Origin of the sequence: Streptomyces shenzhenensis (assembly GCF_003688995.1) — a bacterium.
GTDB classification, from domain to species: domain Bacteria; phylum Actinomycetota; class Actinomycetes; order Streptomycetales; family Streptomycetaceae; genus Streptomyces; species Streptomyces shenzhenensis_A.
In genome coordinates this window covers 61,824-80,684 of the sequence record NZ_PENI01000001.1, presented here as the reverse complement: position 1 = coordinate 80,684, position 18,861 = coordinate 61,824, and the positions used below count along the sequence as shown (strand labels likewise).

The 18,861-nt window shown below is 71.9% G+C and carries 20 protein-coding genes and 1 pseudogene; 12 read left to right on the top strand and 9 right to left on the bottom strand.

What is annotated here, in order from left to right; all coding sequences use genetic code 11:
• Window positions 1-40 precede the first annotated feature (40 nt).
• Both CTZ28_RS47905 and CTZ28_RS00325 read left to right on the top strand, forming a co-directional pair.
• Window positions 41-274 carry a hypothetical protein gene (locus CTZ28_RS47905; RefSeq protein WP_121887131.1) on the top strand — a complete coding sequence of 78 codons (234 nt, stop codon included), beginning with the start codon at window positions 41-43 and terminating at the stop codon, window positions 272-274.
• On the top strand, window positions 213-545 hold the full coding sequence (locus CTZ28_RS00325; RefSeq protein ID WP_121887130.1) for a DUF952 domain-containing protein: 333 nt from the start codon (window positions 213-215) through the stop codon (window positions 543-545). The genes CTZ28_RS47905 and CTZ28_RS00325 overlap by 62 nt, the downstream gene beginning before the upstream one ends.
• A 324-nt stretch (window positions 546-869) precedes the next feature.
• Here the strand turns inward: CTZ28_RS00325 and CTZ28_RS00320 are convergent.
• The 3 genes and pseudogenes from CTZ28_RS00320 to sodN form a co-directional block, all read right to left on the bottom strand.
• Window positions 870-1,468: pseudogene (locus CTZ28_RS00320) on the bottom strand (VOC family protein).
• A gap of 3 nt (window positions 1,469-1,471) precedes the next feature.
• Entirely contained in the window at window positions 1,472-1,765 is a 294-nt protein-coding gene (locus tag CTZ28_RS46785) for a hypothetical protein (RefSeq protein ID WP_183154193.1), read from the bottom strand.
• 175 nt (window positions 1,766-1,940) lie between these two features.
• A complete protein-coding gene (gene sodN / locus CTZ28_RS00310; RefSeq protein ID WP_023546844.1) occupies window positions 1,941-2,336 on the bottom strand; it encodes a superoxide dismutase, Ni in 396 nt (131 codons plus the stop codon).
• A 145-nt stretch (window positions 2,337-2,481) separates the two neighbouring features.
• On the opposite strand from sodN, the gene sodX reads away from it, so the two are divergent.
• The gene (sodX, locus tag CTZ28_RS00305; protein WP_121887597.1) at window positions 2,482-2,916 is read left to right on the top strand and encodes a nickel-type superoxide dismutase maturation protease; all 435 of its coding nucleotides are present in this window, start codon (window positions 2,482-2,484) and stop codon (window positions 2,914-2,916) included.
• Here the strand turns inward: sodX and CTZ28_RS00300 are convergent.
• Window positions 2,820-3,449, bottom strand: a complete 630-nt coding sequence (locus CTZ28_RS00300) for a CGNR zinc finger domain-containing protein (RefSeq protein ID WP_121887128.1) — start codon at window positions 3,447-3,449, stop codon at window positions 2,820-2,822. The two genes, sodX and CTZ28_RS00300, sit on opposite strands and share 97 nt — an antisense overlap.
• Window positions 3,450-3,550: 101 nt before the next feature.
• Here CTZ28_RS00300 and CTZ28_RS00295 point away from each other — a divergent pair, with 101 nt between their 5' ends.
• A complete protein-coding gene (locus CTZ28_RS00295) occupies window positions 3,551-4,321 on the top strand; it encodes a class I SAM-dependent methyltransferase (RefSeq protein WP_121887127.1) in 771 nt (256 codons plus the stop codon).
• Between the two features lie 117 nt (window positions 4,322-4,438).
• Here the strand turns inward: CTZ28_RS00295 and CTZ28_RS00290 are convergent, their stop codons facing one another.
• The 3 genes from CTZ28_RS00290 to CTZ28_RS00280 are packed head-to-tail and all read right to left on the bottom strand — an operon-like array spanning window position 4,439 to window position 7,169.
• Window positions 4,439-5,245: an amino acid ABC transporter ATP-binding protein gene (locus CTZ28_RS00290; RefSeq protein ID WP_121887126.1), complete on the bottom strand. Its 807-nt coding sequence runs from the start codon at window positions 5,243-5,245 to the stop codon at window positions 4,439-4,441.
• Window positions 5,242-6,180, bottom strand: a complete 939-nt coding sequence (locus CTZ28_RS00285) for an amino acid ABC transporter permease (RefSeq protein WP_121887125.1) — start codon at window positions 6,178-6,180, stop codon at window positions 5,242-5,244. The genes CTZ28_RS00290 and CTZ28_RS00285 overlap by 4 nt, the downstream gene beginning before the upstream one ends.
• Before the next feature lie 29 nt (window positions 6,181-6,209).
• A complete protein-coding gene (locus CTZ28_RS00280) occupies window positions 6,210-7,169 on the bottom strand; it encodes an ABC transporter substrate-binding protein (protein WP_121887124.1) in 960 nt (319 codons plus the stop codon).
• Between the two features lie 536 nt (window positions 7,170-7,705).
• On the opposite strand from CTZ28_RS00280, the gene CTZ28_RS00275 reads away from it, so the two are divergent.
• The 4 genes from CTZ28_RS00275 to CTZ28_RS00260 all read left to right on the top strand — a co-directional run bounded on the left by CTZ28_RS00275 (window position 7,706) and on the right by CTZ28_RS00260 (window position 11,787).
• On the top strand, window positions 7,706-8,929 hold the full coding sequence (locus CTZ28_RS00275) for an NAD(P)-dependent malic enzyme (RefSeq protein WP_121887123.1): 1,224 nt from the start codon (window positions 7,706-7,708) through the stop codon (window positions 8,927-8,929).
• Window positions 8,930-9,943: 1,014 nt separating this feature from the next.
• A complete protein-coding gene (locus CTZ28_RS00270) occupies window positions 9,944-10,909 on the top strand; it encodes a zinc-binding dehydrogenase (RefSeq protein ID WP_121887122.1) in 966 nt (321 codons plus the stop codon).
• A 105-nt stretch (window positions 10,910-11,014) separates the two neighbouring features.
• Complete coding sequence (locus CTZ28_RS00265; RefSeq protein WP_121887121.1) at window positions 11,015-11,224, top strand: HTH domain-containing protein; 210 nt, start codon at window positions 11,015-11,017, stop codon at window positions 11,222-11,224.
• Window positions 11,224-11,787, top strand: a complete 564-nt coding sequence (locus CTZ28_RS00260; RefSeq protein WP_121887120.1) for a Clp protease N-terminal domain-containing protein — start codon at window positions 11,224-11,226, stop codon at window positions 11,785-11,787. Before CTZ28_RS00265 ends, CTZ28_RS00260 begins: the two co-directional genes overlap by 1 nt.
• A 70-nt stretch (window positions 11,788-11,857) precedes the next feature.
• Here the strand turns inward: CTZ28_RS00260 and CTZ28_RS00255 are convergent, their stop codons facing one another.
• Together CTZ28_RS00255 and CTZ28_RS00250 are read right to left on the bottom strand one after the other, a co-directional pair.
• Complete coding sequence (locus CTZ28_RS00255; RefSeq protein WP_121887119.1) at window positions 11,858-12,946, bottom strand: PadR family transcriptional regulator; 1,089 nt, start codon at window positions 12,944-12,946, stop codon at window positions 11,858-11,860.
• Window position 12,947: 1 nt separating this feature from the next.
• Window positions 12,948-13,895, bottom strand: a complete 948-nt coding sequence (locus CTZ28_RS00250; RefSeq protein ID WP_121887596.1) for a DUF4097 family beta strand repeat-containing protein — start codon at window positions 13,893-13,895, stop codon at window positions 12,948-12,950.
• 978 nt (window positions 13,896-14,873) lie between these two features.
• Between CTZ28_RS00250 and CTZ28_RS00245 the strand changes: the two genes are divergently transcribed.
• From CTZ28_RS00245 to CTZ28_RS00230, 4 genes are all read left to right on the top strand, one after another.
• Window positions 14,874-15,059: a DUF6104 family protein gene (locus tag CTZ28_RS00245; protein ID WP_010061466.1), complete on the top strand. Its 186-nt coding sequence runs from the start codon at window positions 14,874-14,876 to the stop codon at window positions 15,057-15,059.
• 121 nt (window positions 15,060-15,180) lie between these two features.
• On the top strand, window positions 15,181-15,588 hold the full coding sequence (locus CTZ28_RS00240; protein WP_259471407.1) for a CU044_2847 family protein: 408 nt from the start codon (window positions 15,181-15,183) through the stop codon (window positions 15,586-15,588).
• A complete protein-coding gene (locus tag CTZ28_RS00235) occupies window positions 15,585-17,669 on the top strand; it encodes a serine protease (RefSeq protein ID WP_259471406.1) in 2,085 nt (694 codons plus the stop codon). Before CTZ28_RS00240 ends, CTZ28_RS00235 begins: the two co-directional genes overlap by 4 nt.
• 169 nt (window positions 17,670-17,838) lie before the next feature.
• Complete coding sequence (locus CTZ28_RS00230) at window positions 17,839-18,855, top strand: AAA family ATPase (RefSeq protein ID WP_121887593.1); 1,017 nt, start codon at window positions 17,839-17,841, stop codon at window positions 18,853-18,855.
• The last annotated feature ends 6 nt before the right edge of the window (window positions 18,856-18,861 follow it).

The following is an 18,861-nucleotide window of genomic DNA, read 5'->3' as shown; positions in this document are numbered from 1 at the left end:
GCGGGAAGCGCCGCGTCCCCGCCCGTCCTACCCTGGGGACATGGACAGCGAGGAACACGTCTGTCCCGCCTGCGGACAGCCCGTCGACACGGTCGTCAAGCGGCACAAGACCCTGGGTGCCTGGGTCCCCGTGTGGGGCCCCGGCCCGTGCCACAACCCCGACTGCACGGCTTGCCCCGACCCCGCCCCGGGCGAGGCCGTAGCGTGGCCGCATGCCGAAACTCCCGTACATCCTCCACCTCACGGAACGCCCCCTGTGGGAAGCGGCTCGTGAGCGCGGCAGCTATGAGATGTCCACCCGTGGCCGCACGCTGCGGGAGGAGGGCTTCATCCACTTCTCCACCCGCGCCCAACTCCCGGGCGTAGCGGCCCTCGTGTACGGCTCGTACGACCGCCCGGACGACCTGGTGGTCCTGGTCGTGGACCCGGCGCTGCTCGGCGTACCCGTGAAGTACGAGGCCGCGGAGCCGGGCGGCGAGGAGTTCCCGCATGTGTACGGGCCGGTGCCGGTCGAGGCCGTGGTGGATGTGGAGCCCTGGGGGTGACGGTGGCGGGGGGACGTCGCCGGATATGGCGCTGGACGGCGGTGGCGTGGGTGCTGGCGGTGGCCTGCGGGGGAGGGCTCACGCTGTGGTTGCGGGCCGGGGCGGAGCCCCGGGAGTCGTATGTCTGGCAGCGGACCCACGACGACACGCCCCGGACGCCGCCCGCGGCGCACGGGGACGGCCACGCGTGCCCGCGGCAGGCATCCACCGCGCCTCAGCCCCCGTCGGTCGTGCCGCCCTCAGTGAGCGCGGGTGACTTGTCCCCGTCTCCGCGGGCCCTGCCCTCCTCCGTGCCCGGCAGATCGGGTGGCACCCTGTGCGCGTTCACGAGCGTGCGCCGTTGAGCGCCGACGCCGGCAGGCCGCCCGTCTCCGGGGCCCGGCCGGTCAGGCAGTAGGCGCCGCCCGCCGGGTCGTGTAGCACCGTCCAGTGCGGGCCCCGGGCCACGGCCCTGGCCCCGAGACCTTCGTGGCGGGCCCGGGTCGCCGCGATGTCCGCGCAGGCCAGGTCGAGATGGGCGGCGGCCGGAGCACCTGGAACTCGGGGAGCGAGCTCGCGAGCGGCTGCCGGCGGGTCAGCTCGGCCCAGAAGGCGGACTCGGCGTCGTACGCGGACGGCGCGATGTCCAGCCTGCTGCCCGCCGGGGAGCGCAGCACGGACCAGCCCTCGTGCTCGGCGTCGTCCACGGAGAAGTCGAGATGGGCGCCGCCCGGTCCGGCGCCGATGCCCTGCATCTTCACGCAGGCGTCGCCGTCCGTCGGCAGGAGAGTCGCGAACTCGCCGTGCGCACCGCGGAGTTCGGAGAGCCGGGTGCCGGTGACGGCAGTCCAGAAGGCGCGGGCCGCCGCGATCCGATCGGCGGGCCGGTCGACGAAGGCATGGGTCCAGCGGATGCCTACCCGGCGATCGTAGGCAGTCCGCACCGCTCAGGCAGGCCGCCAGGACGTCCCGGTACCCGTCCCCGCACCGTCGTCCGGATTCCAGTTCGTCTCCTTGATCTCCGTCAGCAGCGCCTTACGCTGCCGACGTGACAGGGAGTCCCCGTCGACGCTGTGCATGCCCCACGGGACGGGACAGGGCCCCTCGTGCCCCGCATCGGGGCACAGCACGTCGGCCAGGCGGTCCATCAGCTCCTCGTGCTGGGCCGCCGTAGCAACGAGCCCGATCGTCACCTGCCAGAGCCGCGGCTGCTCAGCGCCCCCCTCAACGGGATCGGACATACCGATCATCCTCATCTGCGAGAGCCGAAACGAGCCCACGTCACGCCCCGCTGGCCGGTGAAGAAAGACCGCACCCGATCCGTCATGGACGCCGTTCTTGGCGGCCTGGGGACCGGGTGCGGGCGGGGAGACGCTGCAACCAAAGTAATCGCAGGTCAGAAGGCATAAGACAAGATCAGGCCTTCTTCGTCTCCCAGAAGATCTTGTCGATCTGGGCGATGTAGTCCAGGGCCTTCTGGCCCGTCGCCGGGTCGGTGGACGCCTTGGCGGCCGAGAGGGCCTTCAGGGCGTCGTTGACCAGCTGGTGCAGCTCGGGGTACTTCTCGAAGTGCGGGGGCTTGAAGTAGTCGCTCCAGAGCACGGAGACGTGGTGCTTCGCCAGCTCGGCGCGCTGCTCCTTGATGACCGTGGCACGCGCCTGGAAGTGCGGGTCGTCGTTGCCGGCCATCTTTTCCTGGACGGCCTTCACCGACTCCGCCTCGATGCGGGCCTGGGCCGGGTCGTACACGCCGCAGGGCAGGTCGCAGTGCGCGCTGACCTTGACCTTGGGGGCAAACAGGCGGGAAAGCATGGAGCATTCCTTCCTCGTGATCGTCTTCTCAGGTGGGACATTACTCCCTGAGAAGCGGGATTTCGCGAGTGCCCCCTAGGGCTTAGGACAAAAGTCCGGGGTCAGACTGAGACTGGTGGAGGAACGGACCGGGGAGGTGCCGGCGATGCCGGAGCTGTCGCAGGAGACCGAGCGGGGGAGGGCCCTGCCGCCCTTCGGGCTGGCCGAGGTGACGGGGCCGTCCATGGTGCCCACGCTGTATCACGGGGACCGGCTCGTGCTGCGGTACGGCGCCCGGATCAGGCCCGGGGACATCGTGGTCCTGCGCCATCCCTTCCAGCAGGACCTGCTCGTCGTCAAACGCGCCGTGGAGCGCCGCGAGGGCGGCTGGTGGGTGCTCGGGGACAATGCGTACGCGGGCGGTGACAGCACCGACTACGGGGTCGTGCCGGACGATCTGATCCTCGGCCGGGTCCGGCTGCGGCTGCGGCCGCGCAGGCCGGATCAGCGCTCGCCGCTGGCGGTGGTGCGCTGGGCGCTCTCGGCCGCGAGACCGGTGTTCTCGGACCGGTCGGCCTCCAGGCGCTTGCGGGCCCGGTAGGCGGCCACGTTCGCCCGCGTGGCGCACCGGTCGGAGCAGTAGCGCCGGGAGCGGTTGGTGGACGTGTCCAGATAGGCGTTGCGGCAGGGGGCCGCCTGGCACAGGCCGAGGCGGTCCACGCCGTACTCGGTCAGATGGAAGGCGAGGCCCATGGCGGCGATCGCCGCGTAGCCCGCGGTGGCGTTCGACGGGTGGTCGGCGAGGTGCATGTGCCACAGCGGGCGGCCGTCGTCGTCCCGGTGGTCGTGCCCGGAGATCTGTGGGCTGACCGGGAACTCCAGCAGCAGTGAGTTCAGCAGGTCCACCGCGAGCGTCTCGTCGCCGCCGTCGGCGGCCTCGAAGACCGCGCGCAGCCGGGCGCGCACCGAGCGGAAGCGGGTGACGTCGGCGTCGGCGGCGCGGCGGGCCGCCGACTGGTTGACGCCGAACAGGCCGCGGACGGCCTCGACCGTGGTGAGCGAGTCCTTGCCCCGGAGCGGCTCCTCGCTGTTGACGAGGCGTACGGCGTAATCCGAGTAATAGGCCAGTTCCACTTGTAGTCCTTACGGCGGCGCTCTATGGTCGGGGATGCGATCGGGTAATGACCGGTCGCGCTTCCAGGGTATTACGGGACCTTCGCGGTGGAGGGGTTGCGATGACGGACGCGAACACGGCCACGACCGGCGCCGACTGGGGGGCCTGGCAGGAGAGCTGGGACCGCCAGCAGGAGTGGTACATGCCCGACCGCGAGGAACGGTTCACGATCATGCTCGACGTGGTCGAGGCCCTCGTCGGCACCGCGCCACGCGTGCTCGACCTCGCCTGCGGCACCGGCAGCATCACCGCCCGGCTGCTGACGCGGTTCCCGCAGGCCGTCAGCACCGGCGTCGACCTCGACCCGGCGCTCCTCGCCATCGCCGAGGGCACCTTCGCGGGCGACGAACGCGTCACCTTCGTCACCGCCGACCTCAAGGACCCGCAGTGGCCCGCGCTGCTGCCGTACGACTCGTACGACGCGGTCCTGACCGCCACGGCCCTGCACTGGCTGCACAGCGACCCCCTCGCGGCCCTCTACGGTCGGGTCGCGGAACTCGTCCGCGCCGGCGGTGTCTTCATGAACGCGGACCATATGATCGATGACAGCACGCCCCGGATCAATGCCGCCGAACGGGCCCAGCGGCACGCCCGCATGGATCGGGCCAGGACCGCGGGCGCCCTCGACTGGGCCGAGTGGTGGCAACTGGCCGCGAAGGACCCGGTCCTGGCCGGACCCACGGCCCGCCGCTTCGAGATCTACGGCGAGCACGCCGACGGGGACACGCCCTCCGCCGCATGGCACGCGCGCGTGCTGCGCGAGCAGGGTTTCTCGGAGGCCCGCCCGGTGTGGTCCTCGCCGTCGGACACACTGCTCCTCGCCCTCAAGTGACCCGAGGCGTACCGGTCGTACCCGACGGGACGGCGGCCGGCGCGCCGACGACGACGGGCCCGTGCTGCCTCCCGAGGCAGCACGGGCCCGTCGTCGTCCCGGACCGGCCGGCCGGGGCTACAGCACCTTCGACAGGAAGGACCTCGTGCGTTCGTGCTGGGGGTTCGTCAGGACCTCGCGCGGGTGGCCGGACTCGACCACCACGCCGTCGTCCATGAACACCAGCGAGTCCCCGACCTCACGGGCGAAGCCCATCTCGTGCGTCACGACGATCATCGTCATGCCGTCCTCGGCGAGGTCCCGCATCACATCGAGCACCTCGCCGACCAGCTCCGGGTCGAGCGCCGAGGTCGGCTCGTCGAACAGCATCAGTTTGGGCTCCATCGCCAGGGCGCGGGCGATGGCGACCCGCTGCTGCTGGCCGCCGGAGAGCTGGGCCGGATAGTGCCCGGTGCGGTCGCCGAGGCCCACCCGGTCGAGCAGCCGCTGCGCGCGCTCCCGGGCGACGGCCTTGGACTCCCGCTTGACCTGGACCGGCGCCTCCATGATGTTCTCCAGCGCCGTCATGTGCGGGAACAGGTTGAAGCGCTGGAACACCATGCCGATGTCCCGCCGCTGCGCCGCGACCTCCCGCTCCTTCAGCTCGTAGAGCTTGTCGCCGCGCTGCCGGTAGCCGACGAGGTCGCCTTCGACGTACAGCCGGCCGGCGCTGATCTTCTCCAGGTGGTTGATGCACCGCAGGAAGGTGGACTTGCCCGAGCCGGAGGGGCCGATGATGCAGAACACCTCGCGCGGGTTCACCTCCAGGTCGATGCCCTTGAGGATGTGCGAGAGCCCGAAGGACTTGTGCACGCCCTCGGCCCTGACCATCGGCCCGCCGGCCGGTGCGCGGCCGATGCCGGTGTCCTTGCTGAGACTGCTCATCGGGCCACCTCCGGGCGGCGGAACGAACCGAACAGGCGGAGGTTCTTCCTGAGCCGCTGCAACGGCGTCGGCGGCAGGCTGCGCGAGGAGCCGCGGGCGTACCGGCGCTCCACGTAGTACTGCACGATGCTGAACACCGTGGTCAGGATCAGGTACCAGATCGATGCCACGAAGTACATCTCGACGACCGCGAGCGAGGTGCTGGAGATGTCCGTGGCCCGTTTGATCAGCTCGTTGAACTGGACCGCGTAGGCGAGCGACGAGGTCTTCAGCATGTTGATGAACTCGTTGCCGGTCGGCGGGACGATGACTCGCATCGCCTGCGGGAGGATCACCCGGCGCAGCGTCTTGCCCTGGGTCATGCCCAGCGCGTGCGAGGCCTCCGTCTGGCCCAGGTCCACCGACTGGATGCCGGCCCGGACGATCTCCGACATGTACGCGGCCTCGTTCAGGCCGAGGCCGAGCAGCGCGGTCAGGAACGGCGTCATGACCTGGTTCATCTCGTTCTTGTAGAACCCCAGGTTGAGGACGGGGAACACGAGCGAGATGTTGTACCAGAGCAGCAACTGGACGAGGACCGGCGTGCCGCGGAAGAACCAGACGTAGAACCAGGCCACCGTGCTGGTCACCGGGTTCGACGACATCCGCATCACGGCGATGACGACGCCCAGGACCAGGCCCAGGGCCATGGCGAGCACGGAGATGTACAGCGTGTGCCAGGCCCCGGACAGGATGGTTCCGTCCGTCAGGTACTGCGGGATGATGCTGTAGTTGATCTTCGCGTTGGAGAACGCGGTGCCGATCAGCACCAGGACGGCGATGACGAGCGCGCCGGCCACCCAGCGGCCGTAGTGGCGCACGGGGATGGCCTTGATCTGTTCCGGCGGAACGGGTGGCACGGGTGGCGCGGGAATCTTGTCGGCGGTCTCAGACACGGTGGCTCCCCTTCGGTCGCTCGGGACGCTCAGGAACCGCCGTTGATCTTCGCCTCGGTCACCGCGCCGGCCGTGACGTTCCACTTCTCCATGATCTTCGTGTACTCGCCGTTCTCGATGATGGCGGTCATGGCCGCCTTGAGGGCGTCGCGCAGCTGGGTGTTCTCCTTGCTGACGCCGATGCCGTACGGGCCGGCCTCGATCTGGTCGCCGATCACCTCGAAGTCCTTGCCGCCGCCGGAGGTCTTGGCGTTGTAGGCGGCCACCGGGAAGTCGTTCAGGTCCGCCACCGAAGCGCCCTGCTTGAGGCGCAGCAGGGCCTCGGGGTCGGTGTCGAAGGTCTGCAGCGTGATCGCCTTCTTGCCGTCCTGGGTACACTTCTTCGTCTGTGCCTTGGCGATGCCCTCGGACGTGGTGCCCTTCTGCAGGGCCACGACCTTGCCGCACAGGTCGTCCAGCGTCTTGATGCCCTTCGGGTTGCCCTTCTGGACGAGGATCGAGGTGCCGGCCGTGAAGTAGTCGACGAAGTCGATGCCGTTGCCGACCTTCTGGCCGTTGTCCGAGTTGATGCCGTCCTGGCGGTCCTTGGTGTCGTTCATCGCGGACATGATCACGTTGAACCGCTTGGCCTGCAGGCCGACGATGAGGTTGTCGAACTTGCCGTTCTGGAACTCGAACTTCACGCCCAGCTGCTTGCCGAGGGCGTCCGCGATGTCCGGGTCGATGCCGACGGCCTTGCCGCCCTCCATGTACTCCACCGGCGGGTACGCGATGTCCGAGCCCACCTTGATGACGCCCGCCTCGCGGATGTCCTTGGGAAGCTTGTCGGCCAGCGGCGCCGAGGAGGAGGACTCGCCGGAGCCGCTGCCGCCCTTGTCGGTCTGGTCGCCGCAGCCGGCGAGCAGCACAGCGCCAGCGACCGCGATCGCGCCGACCGCTGCTAGCCGGGAACGCGCGGCGGTCGTGCGACGGGTGGAGCGAGCGGTCATGGGGTTCCTCCGGCGGATGGGTAGCGATGCCGATGGGTCGACGAGAACACACACCTTTGGGTGTCGCGACCTCGTGGGTTAACGCATCTTGCCATTCGGGCTACGCCAATCAGGCGACCCGCTATGTCAAAATCGGATAACGGGTGACCCCCGAACCGCCCAGGCCGGCCCATCAAGCCGGACCGCCTGCGGAAAAACCTGGTACCGACCGGAATATCTTCGGCACATCTCACCATGCGGTCGATGCTTGCCCGGTGTCGACGGTCGTGCAAGCGAACGGGGCGCGGCCTTCAAGTCACCGGAGCGTGGCCGTCGGGCCGCGCGATGTGACCTTGTGCCCAATGGACTCGTCGTCGGCGCCGTCCGTCGGGTAAGAAGGTGCTTTACACCCCTCATCCGGGGCTCAGGGCGCGTGTGCGGCGCGCTCGTTGCGTACGACCCGTACGCAACGGTCAAATCGGGTCGTATGCGGTCCCGCCCACTCTTCACCAGGAGTGGCCCCCACCCTCACACCATGTACACCTAAGGGGTAAAAAGTGGCAGCGGAGATCGTCAATCCTCGCAGCGACAGCAGTGCCGACCAGGACGGCGGGGCCGAGCCCCTCGATTCCTTCGACCCGGCCTTCGCGCTCCACCGCGGCGGCAAGATGGCCGTGCAGGCCACCGTGCCGGTCCGCGACAAGGACGACCTGTCCCTCGCCTACACGCCCGGCGTCGCGCGCGTGTGCACGGCGATCGCGGAGCAGCCGGAACTGGCCAACGACTACACGTGGAAGTCGTCCGTGGTGGCCGTCGTCACCGACGGCACGGCCGTCCTCGGGCTCGGGGACATCGGTCCCCTGGCCTCCCTTCCGGTGATGGAGGGGAAGGCGATCCTGTTCAAGCAGTTCGGCGGGGTGGACGCGGTGCCGATCGCGCTCGACTGCACGGACGCCGACGAGATCGTGGAGACCGTGGTCCGTCTCGCCCCGTCGTTCGGCGGGGTGAACCTGGAGGACATCTCGGCGCCGCGGTGCTTCGAGATCGAGCGCAAGCTCCAGGAGCGGCTGGACATCCCCGTCTTCCACGACGACCAGCACGGGACGGCGGTCGTGACGCTGGCCGCGCTGCGTAACGCGGCGCGGCTGAGCGGGCGGGCCGTCGGCGATCTGCGGGCCGTCATCTCGGGCGCCGGGGCGGCCGGTGTCGCCATCGCCAGGATGCTGGTCCGGGCCGGGATCGGGGACGTCGCGGTGGCCGACCGCAAGGGCGTCGTGTCGGCCGACCGGGACGACCTGACGCCGGTCAAGCGGGAGCTGGCCGGGTTCACCAACAGGGCGGGCATCACGGGTTCGCTGGAGGACGCGCTGGCCGGCGCGGACGTCTTCATCGGCGTCTCCGGCGGTACGGTCCCGGAGGCCGCGGTGGCCTCCATGGCGGAGGGAGCCTTCGTGTTCGCCATGGCCAACCCGGACCCCGAGGTGCACCCGGACGTCGCCCGCAAGTACGCGGCGGTCGTCGCGACCGGCCGGTCGGACTTCCCGAACCAGATCAACAACGTGCTGGCGTTCCCCGGCATCTTCGCGGGCGCGCTGCAGGTGCGGGCCTCCCGGATCACCGAGGGGATGAAGCTCGCGGCGGCGGAGGCGCTGGCCGCGGTGGTCGGCGACGATCTCGCCGCCGACTACGTCATCCCCTCGCCGTTCGACGAGCGGGTCGCTCCCGCGGTGACGGCAGCGGTGGCCGCAGCGGCCCGCACCGAGGGCGTCGCCCGCCGGTGAGCCGACGCCGGTGGCACACCGTGAGCCCACCTCGGTGAGCCTGAGTGGGCTCGCTTCGGTGGGCTTGTGCCGGTGGTGGGACCGCTGAGTGGGTCTGCCCCGGTGGGTCCGTGGGCCCGTGTCGGCGTCTGCCTCGCTGGGCCTGCGCCGGTGGGGTGGTGCTGGTGGTGGGGGCTCGCCCGGTGAAGTCCGTATCAGTGGGTCTGGCTTGGCGGGCTTGTGTCGGTGGGCGGCCTGCGGCGGTGAGTTCACGGGCCCGTGCCGGCGGCTCCCCCGCTGGGCCCGCACCAGTGGTGCCGCCTCGGTGAGCCCGGATCGGTGGGCTTGTGTCGGGGCCCGCCCCGGGGGTTGGCCTGAGTGGTGGGCTTGTGCCGGTGGGCGGTCTGCGGCGGTGAGTTCGCGGGCCCGTGCCGGCGGCTCCCCCGCCGGGCCCGCACCAGTGGTGCCGCCGCGGTGGGCCCGGATCGGTGGGCCTGTGTCGGGGCGCGCCCCGGGGGTTGGTCTGAGTGGTGGGCCCGTGCTGACGTTGGGCTTGTGCCGGTGGGCGGCCTGCGGCGGTGAGTTCACGGGGCCTGTGTCGGTGTCCGCCTTGCTGGGCCCGCGCCGGTGGTGGGGTAACCCGGCGAGTCGCTGTCGGTGGGGCCACAGCTGGGCCTGCGTCTGGGCTCGCCCCGGCGGGCGGCCTGCGGCGGTGAGTTCACGGGGACCGTGCCGGTGTTCGCCTTGCTGAGCCCGCGCCGGTGGGGCCACCTCGGTGGGGCTGAGTCGGGGCTCGCCGCCAGGGTTGGCCTGAGTGGTGGCTCTGTCTCGGTGGGGCCGTATGGGTGGGCCTGTCTCCGGCGGGGTGGTGTCGGGCGCGGTTCGGCAGGGCTACCGTGTGGGTGGTCGACGTCCGGGCCCGCTGGGGCGGTCCAGGGGCCGGCGGCTTCTGGTCCCGTGCTCGGTGCACAAGAAGGCGTGTGTCACAGGCATGCCTGGTTCCGTCGGTGGACCGGGGAACCTATCGTCGAGCCCATGTTCGCTGTCTACGCCACCCGAATCGACCGCGACCAGCCGCTCTCCGGCCTTGAGTCGGGGGAGCGCCCGGCCCCCGAGGCCCGCCCCGGCTGGAGCACCGTCGACGTCCGGGCCGCCTCCCTCAACCATCACGACCTTTGGTCCCTTCGGGGCATCGGCCTCCCGGAGGACCGGCTGCCGATGATCCTCGGCTGCGACGCCGCCGGCGTCGACGAGGACGGCAACGAGGTCGTCCTGCACTCCGTCATCGGCCAGACCGGCCACGGCGTCGGCCCCAAGGAACCCCGCTCCATCCTCACCGAGCGCTACCAGGGCACCTTCGCCGAGCAGGTCGCCGTGCCCACCTGGAACATCCTGCCGAAGCCCAAGGAACTGTCCTTCGAGGAGGCCGCCTGCCTGCCCACGGCCTGGCTGACGGCGTACCGCATGCTCTTCACCAATGCCGGGGTGCGGCCGGGCGACTCGGTGCTCGTGCAGGGCGCGGGCGGCGGCGTGGCCACGGCCGCGATCGTGCTCGGCAAGGCGGCCGGGCTGCGCGTCCTCGCCACCAGCCGTGACGAGGCGAAGCGCAAGCGGGCCCTGGAGCTCGGTGCCGTCGAGGCGGTGGAGCCGGGGGCGCGGCTGCCGCAGCGGGTGGACGCCGTCATCGAGACCGTCGGCGCCGCCACCTGGTCCCACTCGGTGAAGTCCCTGCGGCCCGGCGGCACGATCGTCATCTCCGGTGCCACCAGTGGCGACCGGCCGTCCCACGCCGAGCTGACCCGGATCTTCTTCCTGGAGCTGAAGGTCGTCGGCTCGACCATGGGCACCAAGGAGGAGCTGGAGGACCTGCTCTCCTTCTGTGCCGCCACCGGCGTACGCCCCGTCATCGACGAGGTGCTGCCGCTGGACCGCGCCCGCGAGGGCTTCGAACGGCTGGAGTCCGGCGGCCAGTTCGGCAAGATCGTGCTCACCAACGGCTGACCGCGGCGCCCCCGCCGTACCGACGGCCGACCCGGCTCCCGGGTCGGCCGTTGCCTTATGTCAACCAAGGTTGACAAGCTTCCCGTGTCAACGTAGGTTGACATCATGACCGAGGCAACCAATCTCGCCGAGCGCGCAGGCGACCGCGACCCGCGGATCGGGCTGCGGGCCGTAGTCGCCCTGCGCAGGCTGCTGGAGCAGCTGGAGGCCGTACAGGTGCGCAACGCCCGCAACCAGGGCTGGTCGTGGCAGGAGATCGCCACCGAACTCGGCGTCAGCAGACAGGCCGTGCACAAGAAGTACGGGAGGCAGTGATGTTCGAACGGTTCACGAGGCACGCCCGCGACGTGATGCGCGGCGCGGTGGAGCACGGCGAACGCGAGGGCGCGCGGGCCATCGACACCGGCCATATGCTCCTCGCGCTGCTCGACCGCGAGGCGAGCCGCGCCTCCTTCGCGCTGGCCGCGCTGGGCCTCGCCGACCGCAAGGAGTCCGTGCGCGGGGCTCTCGGCGAGGCACGGCGGCGGGGCGGTCTGACCCGGGCGGACGAGGACGCACTCGCCGGGCTGGGCATCGACGTCTCCGCGATCGTCCACCGGGTCGAGGAGACGCACGGCGTCGGGGCGATGTCCGGCGACCGCAGGGGCAGAGGCTGGTGGTCGGGCCACCGCCCCTTCAGCCGGGGTGCCAAGGACGTCCTCGAACGGGCGCTGCGCACCGCCATCGGCCGCCGTGACCGGCACATCGGCGACGAGCACATCCTCCTCGCGCTGACCGTCTGCCCCGGTGTACCCGCCGAGATCCTCGCCGATCACGGTGTGACATACGAGTCCGTCACCCGGGTGCTGTACGGCGGCGGAGCGGCGAAGGCGTCCTGACCGGGCTTCCCCGCGCCCGTGCCGATACGGGTGCCGGGCGCGGGGGAGTGCGGCCCGGGGTGCCGGGCGGTCAGGGCCGGGGCAGGCGGAGTATCACCCCGATGTGGGCCGCCGCCGTCGACAGATGGCGGCGCGCGTCCCGCAACTGGTCGGCCGTGACGCCGTGGTCGCGGGCCGCGTCCCGGATGTCGTCCCGGAAGCGGTCGAGGAGGCGGTCCAGGTCACGGGCCGGATCGCCACTGGTGTCCTCGTGGGCCCAGGCCGGTTCGTAGCCGGCCGGGAAGTCCTCCGGTGTCTGCCCGTACTCCGGAGCGGGCGCGGCCTTGTGGGTCCCCGCCTTCGGCCCCTCATCGGCCCCCGCTTCCGCGCCGCCGCGGCCGAAACCGAAGTCCTTGCCGAACTCCTTCCCGAAGTCCTTGCCGAACTCGCCGAACTCCTTGGCGAGTTCGCTCAGGCCCTCGCGCACCCCTGTGGGCCAGTCGCCGCGCGTGAAGTGGTCCTGCACATGCTCCTGGACCCGGCGGGCGATCCGCTGCATCTCCTCCTGTGCCTGCGCCCGCGCCCGCGTCTGGGCCTCCTGGGCCTGGCGCCGCGCCCGCTGGGCCTCCTCGCGGGCCCTGCGGCTCTCGTCCTTGGCCCGGCGGGCCTGCTCCTTCCACTCCTGCTTGACCCGGCGCATCTCCTCCTTGGCGACGCGCCAGGACTCCTTGTCGCCGACCTCGCCGTACTCCCCGAAGGGGCCCTGCTCCGTGGCGCGGGTGCCGGTGCCGCGCCGGGCCTCGGAGGCGGCGGCCCGCATCTCGCGCCGCAGGTCGCCCGCCGCGCCGCGCACATCGGCCCGGATCTCGGCGGCGAGTTCCGCGACCGACTCGCGGATCTCCAGCTCCAGGTCGGCCAGTTCCCCGCTGCGGTCGGCCAGTTCGGCGCGGCCCGCGTCCGTGATGGCGTACACCTTGCGGCCGCCCTCGGTGGTGTGCGTGACCAGGCCCTCGGCCTCCAGCTTGGCCAGCCGGGGGTAGACGGTGCCCGCCGACGGGGCGTACAGCCCCTGGAAGCGCTCTTCGAGGAGGCGGATCACCTCGTAGCCGTGGCGCGGGGCCTCATCGAGCAGCTTGAGCAGGTAGAGGCGGAGGCGGCCGTGGGCGAAGACGGGGGGCATGTCAGAGCACCTTCTTGTCGGTCGTGCCGTCGGCCGTGGCGCTCGTCGCGTCGGCTGCCGGGCCGGAAGCGGAATTGTCCCCCGACGGGTGCCGGGACGCGGCCGGATCCGGCTCCGTGGCGTCCCAGGCGGTGTCCTCGTCCTCCTTCTGCGGGCGGCGCAGCAGGGCGATGGAACCGGAGACCGTGGTGGCCCGGAGTGTGCCGTTGCCCGCGCCGAGGCGGCCGGTGATCTTGTGGGCGCCCCACTGGCCGTGCACCCGCAGATCGTCGAAGGCGTTGGAGATCGTGCCGCTCGCCGTGTTCGCCTCCACCTCCGCGTCCGCCGGGTGCGGCAGCCGGATGGCGATCTCACCGGAGACGCTGGTCAGTCGGATATCGGTCGGACCGTCCGGATCGAGGTCGACGATCATGGATCCGCTGACGGATTCGGCACGCACCGAGGAGCCCGCGCCCTCGACGACGGTCAGATCGCCCGAGACGGAGTTGAAGCGCAGATCGCCGGTGACGGCCTGGGCCTCCAGGCTGCCGGAGACCGTGTCCGCCCGGACCGGGCCGGAGAGGGCGACGAGCGTCGTGTCACCGGTGACGCCCTTGACCACCGAGGCGCCGCGGATCCCCGAGACCACGGCGCCGGCGCCGACCACGCCCACCTCCACGCGGGTGTCCGCGGGGACCGCGAGCGAGACGACCGCGCTGCGCCGCCAGCCCTTGCGGTCCAGCCACTTGAGGAAGCCCTTCCAGGGCAGGTCCTCGTACGCCACCGTGAGGGTGCCGCCCTCCTGGGTGACCACCAGGGGCGGGCCCTCTATCTCCGAGACCTGCAGCCGGGCGGAACCCTCGTCCGTGCCCACGACGTTGACTGTTCCGTTGACGATGCGCACGTGCAGATCGCGCACGGGGTCGTCGAAGGTGAGCTTCCTCGGCTCTGTGACGGACCACTCGGACATGGTGCTGACCTCCTTGACGCGGACGCGACGCGCCATATCGCGTCTTCCGTAAAACACGATATATCGCGGTCACGGAAAGTCAAGACACCCGTCAGTGGAGGTCCGGGCCCGGCTGCGGGGGCGTCGCTCTTGGCGCACGGAGCGCTCGGGCCGGCGCGACGGGGCGCGGCGCCCTGGACGACCGGTTGCGCCGGCCCGGGATGCGGTGCGGGTCGGGTGACGCGCGCGACCGGGGCGAGTGGGTGCGGTGGCTCGGGAGGCCGGGTGCGGTGTTCGTGGAGGCATGGTGGGGCGCCTGGGGTGACTGGGCGCGGTTCTGCGGGGGCCGGGTGGGGCGCCCCGCGTGACCTGATGCGGCGGCCCGGAGGAGGAGTGCGCGACCTGGGACGCCGGTTGCGGTGGCCCGGGACGGGGTGCGGGTGGGGTGACGCGTGCGGCTGGGTGTGGTGACCGGGGCGAGTGGGTGCGGTGGCTCGGGAGGCCGGGTGCGGTGTTCGTGGAGGCCTGGTGGGGGCGCCCCGGGTGACTGGGCACGGTCTTGCGGGGGCCGGTTGCGGTGCCCCGCGTGATGGGGTGCGGAGGCCGGGTGCCGGGTGAGGCGCCCCGCGTGACCTGATGCGGCGGCCCGGAAGGCTGAGTGCGCGACCTGGGACGTCGGTTGCGTTGCCCCGCGATGGGGTGCGGTGTCTGTGAGCGCCGGGTGGGGTGCCCCGCGCGGCTGGGTGTGGCGGGCGGCCCGGAAGGCGGAGTGCGTGATCTGGGACGTCGGTTGCGGTGGCCCGGGATGGCGTGCGGTGGCTGTGGGGCCCGGGTGGGGTGACGTGCACCGCTGGGTGTGGCTGCACGGAAGGTCGGGTGCGTGACCTTGGGGCGTCGGCAATCCTGGCCGGAAGGCCGTTCGGGGATCTGTAGTCCCGGCGGTTGCATAGGCTGTCCGCAGAAGCCGAGTGCACACAGATTCGCAGGAGAGACGTCCCCATGTACTTCACCGACCGCGGCATCGAGGAACTGGAGAAGCGGCGCGGCGAGGAAGAGGTCACCTTCGAGTGGCTTGCCGAGCAGTTGCGTACGTTCGTGGACCTCAACCCGGACTTCGAGGTCCCAGTCGAACGGCTGGCGACCTGGCTGGCCCGGCTCGACGACGAGGACGACGAGGACGAATAGCCCGTCGCCCCCAACGGGCGGTTCTGACACGGCCGTTCGGCACGCCCGAGGGATCGTTGCCCCTCCCACTCGTCCTCGCCGGGAGTTAGCCTTCTCCTCCCATCACGCGAACGGGGGCGACGTGGGCGGAGGAATCGAACGCATACGGCTCGACGACGGAACCGTCGTCTGGGCCAGGATCGGCGCGGCGGACGACGCCGCGCAGGACGACGGGTACCGGGACACCGGGTTCGGGGGCCGGATCGTCGACATGGCAGGGGGACTGGCCGGCACGGTCGGGGGCGTCGTGCGCTCCCTGCGCGCCGGTCTGGACACGACCTCGCCCGTCGAGGTGTCCGTCAGCTTCGGAATCGAACTGACGGCGCAGTCCGGCAAGATCGTGAGCGCCATCGCCGAGGGCGGCGGCACCTCGTCCCTGACCGTGTCCCTGACCTGGACCGAACCGGCGGGGGACGGGCGCGGGACCGGCCCGGCGGCGGACCCGCGCGCCGGCGCGGCGACCGGATCCCCGGCCTCCGACGCGGAATGAGCGCCTTCGACGAGATGGTGCGCCCCTCGCTCGCACGCATCGGCGCACCGGGCGACGGGTATGCAACCGACCGTGACGACTACTGGGGATCGGGCTTCTTCATAGCCCCGGGCTGGCTGCTGACCTGCGCTCATGTCGTCGGGAAGGGGGGAGCTGCGGTGTGGCGGGGCGAGAACGTCGTGGGCGTCTCCTGGGAGGGCCGTACCGCCGTGGGCACCCGGCGGGAGCGGACCGCGACCGGCGCGGTGGTGCTCGCCGAACCGCGCCCCGAGAACCCCGACACGGCGGGCGACCGCTGGCGGCTGCCGGACATCGCGCTCGTCCGGGTGCCGGACGCCGAGGACGCGCGGTGCCTGTGGCTGAGCGACCGGGCGCCCAGCACCCCGGCCCCGATCGGCCTGCACGGCTGGTCCCGCAGGACCGGCGAACTGGGCGTGCGGCACGGCGTCGGCGAGGCGGCAGGATCGGACGGCCGGGCGCTGCTGATCAACGGCACCCTGCCGTTCGAGGGACTGTCCGGCGGGCCCGTGATCGACCGGCGCTACGGCGCGGTCATCGGCATGATCAAGGGCCGCGGCCGGGACGAGGGCGCCGCCGTCCCGATCACCGCGCTGCGCGAGCTGCTGGACGTACGCGGCGGCGTGCTGGTGCACGAGGTCCTGCGCGCCCACGATCTGCACCATCTCGCCCTCCTCGACGACCCGGCGGAGTACGCGCACTGGACCGCGGCGCAGACCGGCCTGCCCGGCTACGAGGGCTCCGGGATCACCCCCGAGCTGCGGGCCCGGCTCTACGGCCACCTCGCGCACCTCCCGCCGCCCGCCGGGCCCGGCGAGGTCGTCCACCTCGTGGAGGAGGTCAGGGCGCGGGTGCTGAACAGCCGGCACCGTTCCCTGATCGTCCACGAGCCGCGCAGCTGGCGCGAGGGCGCAGGACTGCTGCACGGACTGCGCGCACCGGGGCACGCCGCAGGCGGAGCCCTGGTCGACCTCGACGCCGTCCTGCTGTACGCGGCGCGGGTGGCCCGGCACACCGTCCAGGAACGCCCGGACGAGGTGGCCCCGGAACGGCTGTGCGCCTTCGCCGACTGGATCACCGAACAGGCCGACCGGCACGAGTACTGGGCGGTCGGCGAGGCCATCCACGGCATCCTCGACGGCCTCCTCGACCCGGCCGCCGCGCACCACGCGGAGCCGGCCGCCGGCCGCACCGACGTCCTCGTCAAGGTCGGCGAACCGATGTACGGCGACCGCTACCCCTGGAGCGTCCAGCTCGTCTACGACGGTGAGGACGTCACGCCCGTGGCCGGCGACGACCGCGGCGTGCGCGCCGACGAGCTGTCCGCCACCCTGCGCGAACCGCTGGCCCGCGCGCTCAGCCAGGGCGACCACGGCGAACACCTGGCCGCGGTCGAGGTGTTCCTGCCGCGCCGCCTGTTCGACCTGCCCGTGGACGACTGGGGCCTCGCCCCCGCGGGCGAGACCGAAGACGATCCCGGCGATCCCGACGAGCGCGCCATGCCGCTCGGGCTGCGCCGGACCGTCGTCATCCGTGACGCCCGGCGCAATGCCAGGAAGCCCTCGCCGGAGTGGCTCAAACGGTGGCGGGGCACGGCCCGCGGCCCGCTCTCCCACCAGCCGCTGCGTGGCGAGGCACCGGCCGACGGCCATGCGCCCGGCGGCCGCACCGAGGGCGAGTACGCCGTCTACGGCCGGCTGTCCGCGCTGGACAACGGCTGTGTACCGGTCTACTGCGGCCCGGTCGGCAGCGGCGAGGGCCAGGTGGCCATGAAGTACGCACTCATGGCCGGCCACTCCGTGGTGCTGTGGCGCCGGGACCGGCACGACCACGAGGAGTGCCGGGCCTTCCACCGGCAGGCGGCCGGTCTGCTGGGGCTGGCCGAACGGGCGGACGGGCTGCACGGCCCGGTCCGTGACCTGCGCATCCGGCTCGCCGACCCGGACACCGTGCACGCCCAGGGACTGCGCGGCAAGCTCGCCGTGCTGTTCGACCCGCCGGACCGCACCCCGTACGGAACGGAGGCCATGCGACCGCCACCCCTGGCCGCACCCGGCGGCTGACCGCTCCATCGGACACCCCGTCAACCCACCCGCATCACAAGGGCGTTCACGGACCGGGAATCGACACCGGGCGCCCCCGAAGCTCGGCAGGCACGGCCGTCCGGCGGTAACGTCATACGTCGAACGGCCGGGCCCGCAGCCTGATCACCGGAGCCGGGAGGAGCCCATGGTGAACGACTGGCGGATCTACCGCGGAGTGGGTCAGCCGCACGACGGAGTACGGCGGTTGCCCGAGCCGCCGCCCTGGCGTGACTTCGCGGCCGACCAGGACGGGGCGGAGTCCGGCCCGGAGGACTCCAGCAGCGCCCGCCGGCTCGGCGTGCGCCGCCGCCTGGTCGAGAACTACGCCCCCCGGCCCGCCGAGGTCGACGCCGTCAACGCCGCGCTCTACCTGCGCCGCCCGCTCCTCGTCACCGGCAACCCGGGCACCGGCAAGTCCACCCTCGCCTACGCGGTCGCCCACGAACTCGGCCTCGGCACGGTGCTGCGCTGGCCGATCGTCAGCCGCACCACGCTCCACGACGGCCTGTACCGGTACGACGCGATCGGCCGCCTCCAGGACGTCCAGCTGGAACGCGCCCAGGGTGCCGAAGGGGCCGCGGCGGCGGCCTCCGGCATCGGCTCGTACCTCCGCCTCGGCCCGCTCGGCACCGCCCTGCTCCCCGCCGCGGAGCCCCGCGTCCTGCTCATCGACGAACTGGACAAGAGCGACCTCGACCTGCCCAACGACCTCCTGAACACCCTGGAGGAGGGCGAGTTCGCGATCCCCGAACTGGAGCGGCTCGCGGACCGCGAGCCCGTCGTCGAGGTGCTCACCCACGACGGCGAGCGGGTGTCCGTGCACGGCGGACGCGTCGCCTGCACCGCCTTCCCGGTGATCGTCCTGACCTCCAACGGCGAGCGCGACTTCCCGGCGCCCCTGCTGCGCCGCTGCATCCAGCTCGAACTGGAGCCGCCCGGCGAGGAGCAGCTCACCGCCATGGTGGAGGCGCACCTCGGCGAGGAGAGCGTGACCGCGGGCCGCGATCTGATCGCCCGGTTCCTGGACCGCGAACCGGGCGAGGTGGTCGCCGCGGACCAGCTCCTGAACGCCCTCTTCCTCACCCAGCACGCCCCGCGCGCGGAACGCCTCACCCGGGAGCGGATCGCGGACATGCTCATGCAGCCACTCGACCGTACGAGGTGATGGCCG

What these genes read in the sequence shown, in the direction of transcription:
- CTZ28_RS47905 (WP_121887131.1), top strand. Translation starts at nt 41, where the DNA reads ATGGACAGCGAGGAACACGTCTGTCCCGCCTGCGGACAGCCCGTCGAC.
- CTZ28_RS00325 (WP_121887130.1), top strand. Translation starts at nt 213, where the DNA reads ATGCCGAAACTCCCGTACATCCTCCACCTCACGGAACGCCCCCTGTGG.
- CTZ28_RS46785 (WP_183154193.1), bottom strand. Translation starts at nt 1,765, where the DNA reads ATGTCCGATCCCGTTGAGGGGGGCGCTGAGCAGCCGCGGCTCTGGCAG.
- sodN (WP_023546844.1), bottom strand. Translation starts at nt 2,336, where the DNA reads ATGCTTTCCCGCCTGTTTGCCCCCAAGGTCAAGGTCAGCGCGCACTGC.
- sodX (WP_121887597.1), top strand. Translation starts at nt 2,482, where the DNA reads ATGCCGGAGCTGTCGCAGGAGACCGAGCGGGGGAGGGCCCTGCCGCCC.
- CTZ28_RS00295 (WP_121887127.1), top strand. Translation starts at nt 3,551, where the DNA reads ATGACGGACGCGAACACGGCCACGACCGGCGCCGACTGGGGGGCCTGG.
- CTZ28_RS00290 (WP_121887126.1), bottom strand. Translation starts at nt 5,245, where the DNA reads ATGAGCAGTCTCAGCAAGGACACCGGCATCGGCCGCGCACCGGCCGGC.
- CTZ28_RS00280 (WP_121887124.1), bottom strand. Translation starts at nt 7,169, where the DNA reads ATGACCGCTCGCTCCACCCGTCGCACGACCGCCGCGCGTTCCCGGCTA.
- CTZ28_RS00270 (WP_121887122.1), top strand. Translation starts at nt 9,944, where the DNA reads ATGTTCGCTGTCTACGCCACCCGAATCGACCGCGACCAGCCGCTCTCC.
- CTZ28_RS00265 (WP_121887121.1), top strand. Translation starts at nt 11,015, where the DNA reads ATGACCGAGGCAACCAATCTCGCCGAGCGCGCAGGCGACCGCGACCCG.
- CTZ28_RS00260 (WP_121887120.1), top strand. Translation starts at nt 11,224, where the DNA reads ATGTTCGAACGGTTCACGAGGCACGCCCGCGACGTGATGCGCGGCGCG.
- CTZ28_RS00255 (WP_121887119.1), bottom strand. Translation starts at nt 12,946, where the DNA reads ATGCCCCCCGTCTTCGCCCACGGCCGCCTCCGCCTCTACCTGCTCAAG.
- CTZ28_RS00250 (WP_121887596.1), bottom strand. Translation starts at nt 13,895, where the DNA reads ATGTCCGAGTGGTCCGTCACAGAGCCGAGGAAGCTCACCTTCGACGAC.
- CTZ28_RS00245 (WP_010061466.1), top strand. Translation starts at nt 14,874, where the DNA reads ATGTACTTCACCGACCGCGGCATCGAGGAACTGGAGAAGCGGCGCGGC.
- CTZ28_RS00235 (WP_259471406.1), top strand. Translation starts at nt 15,585, where the DNA reads ATGAGCGCCTTCGACGAGATGGTGCGCCCCTCGCTCGCACGCATCGGC.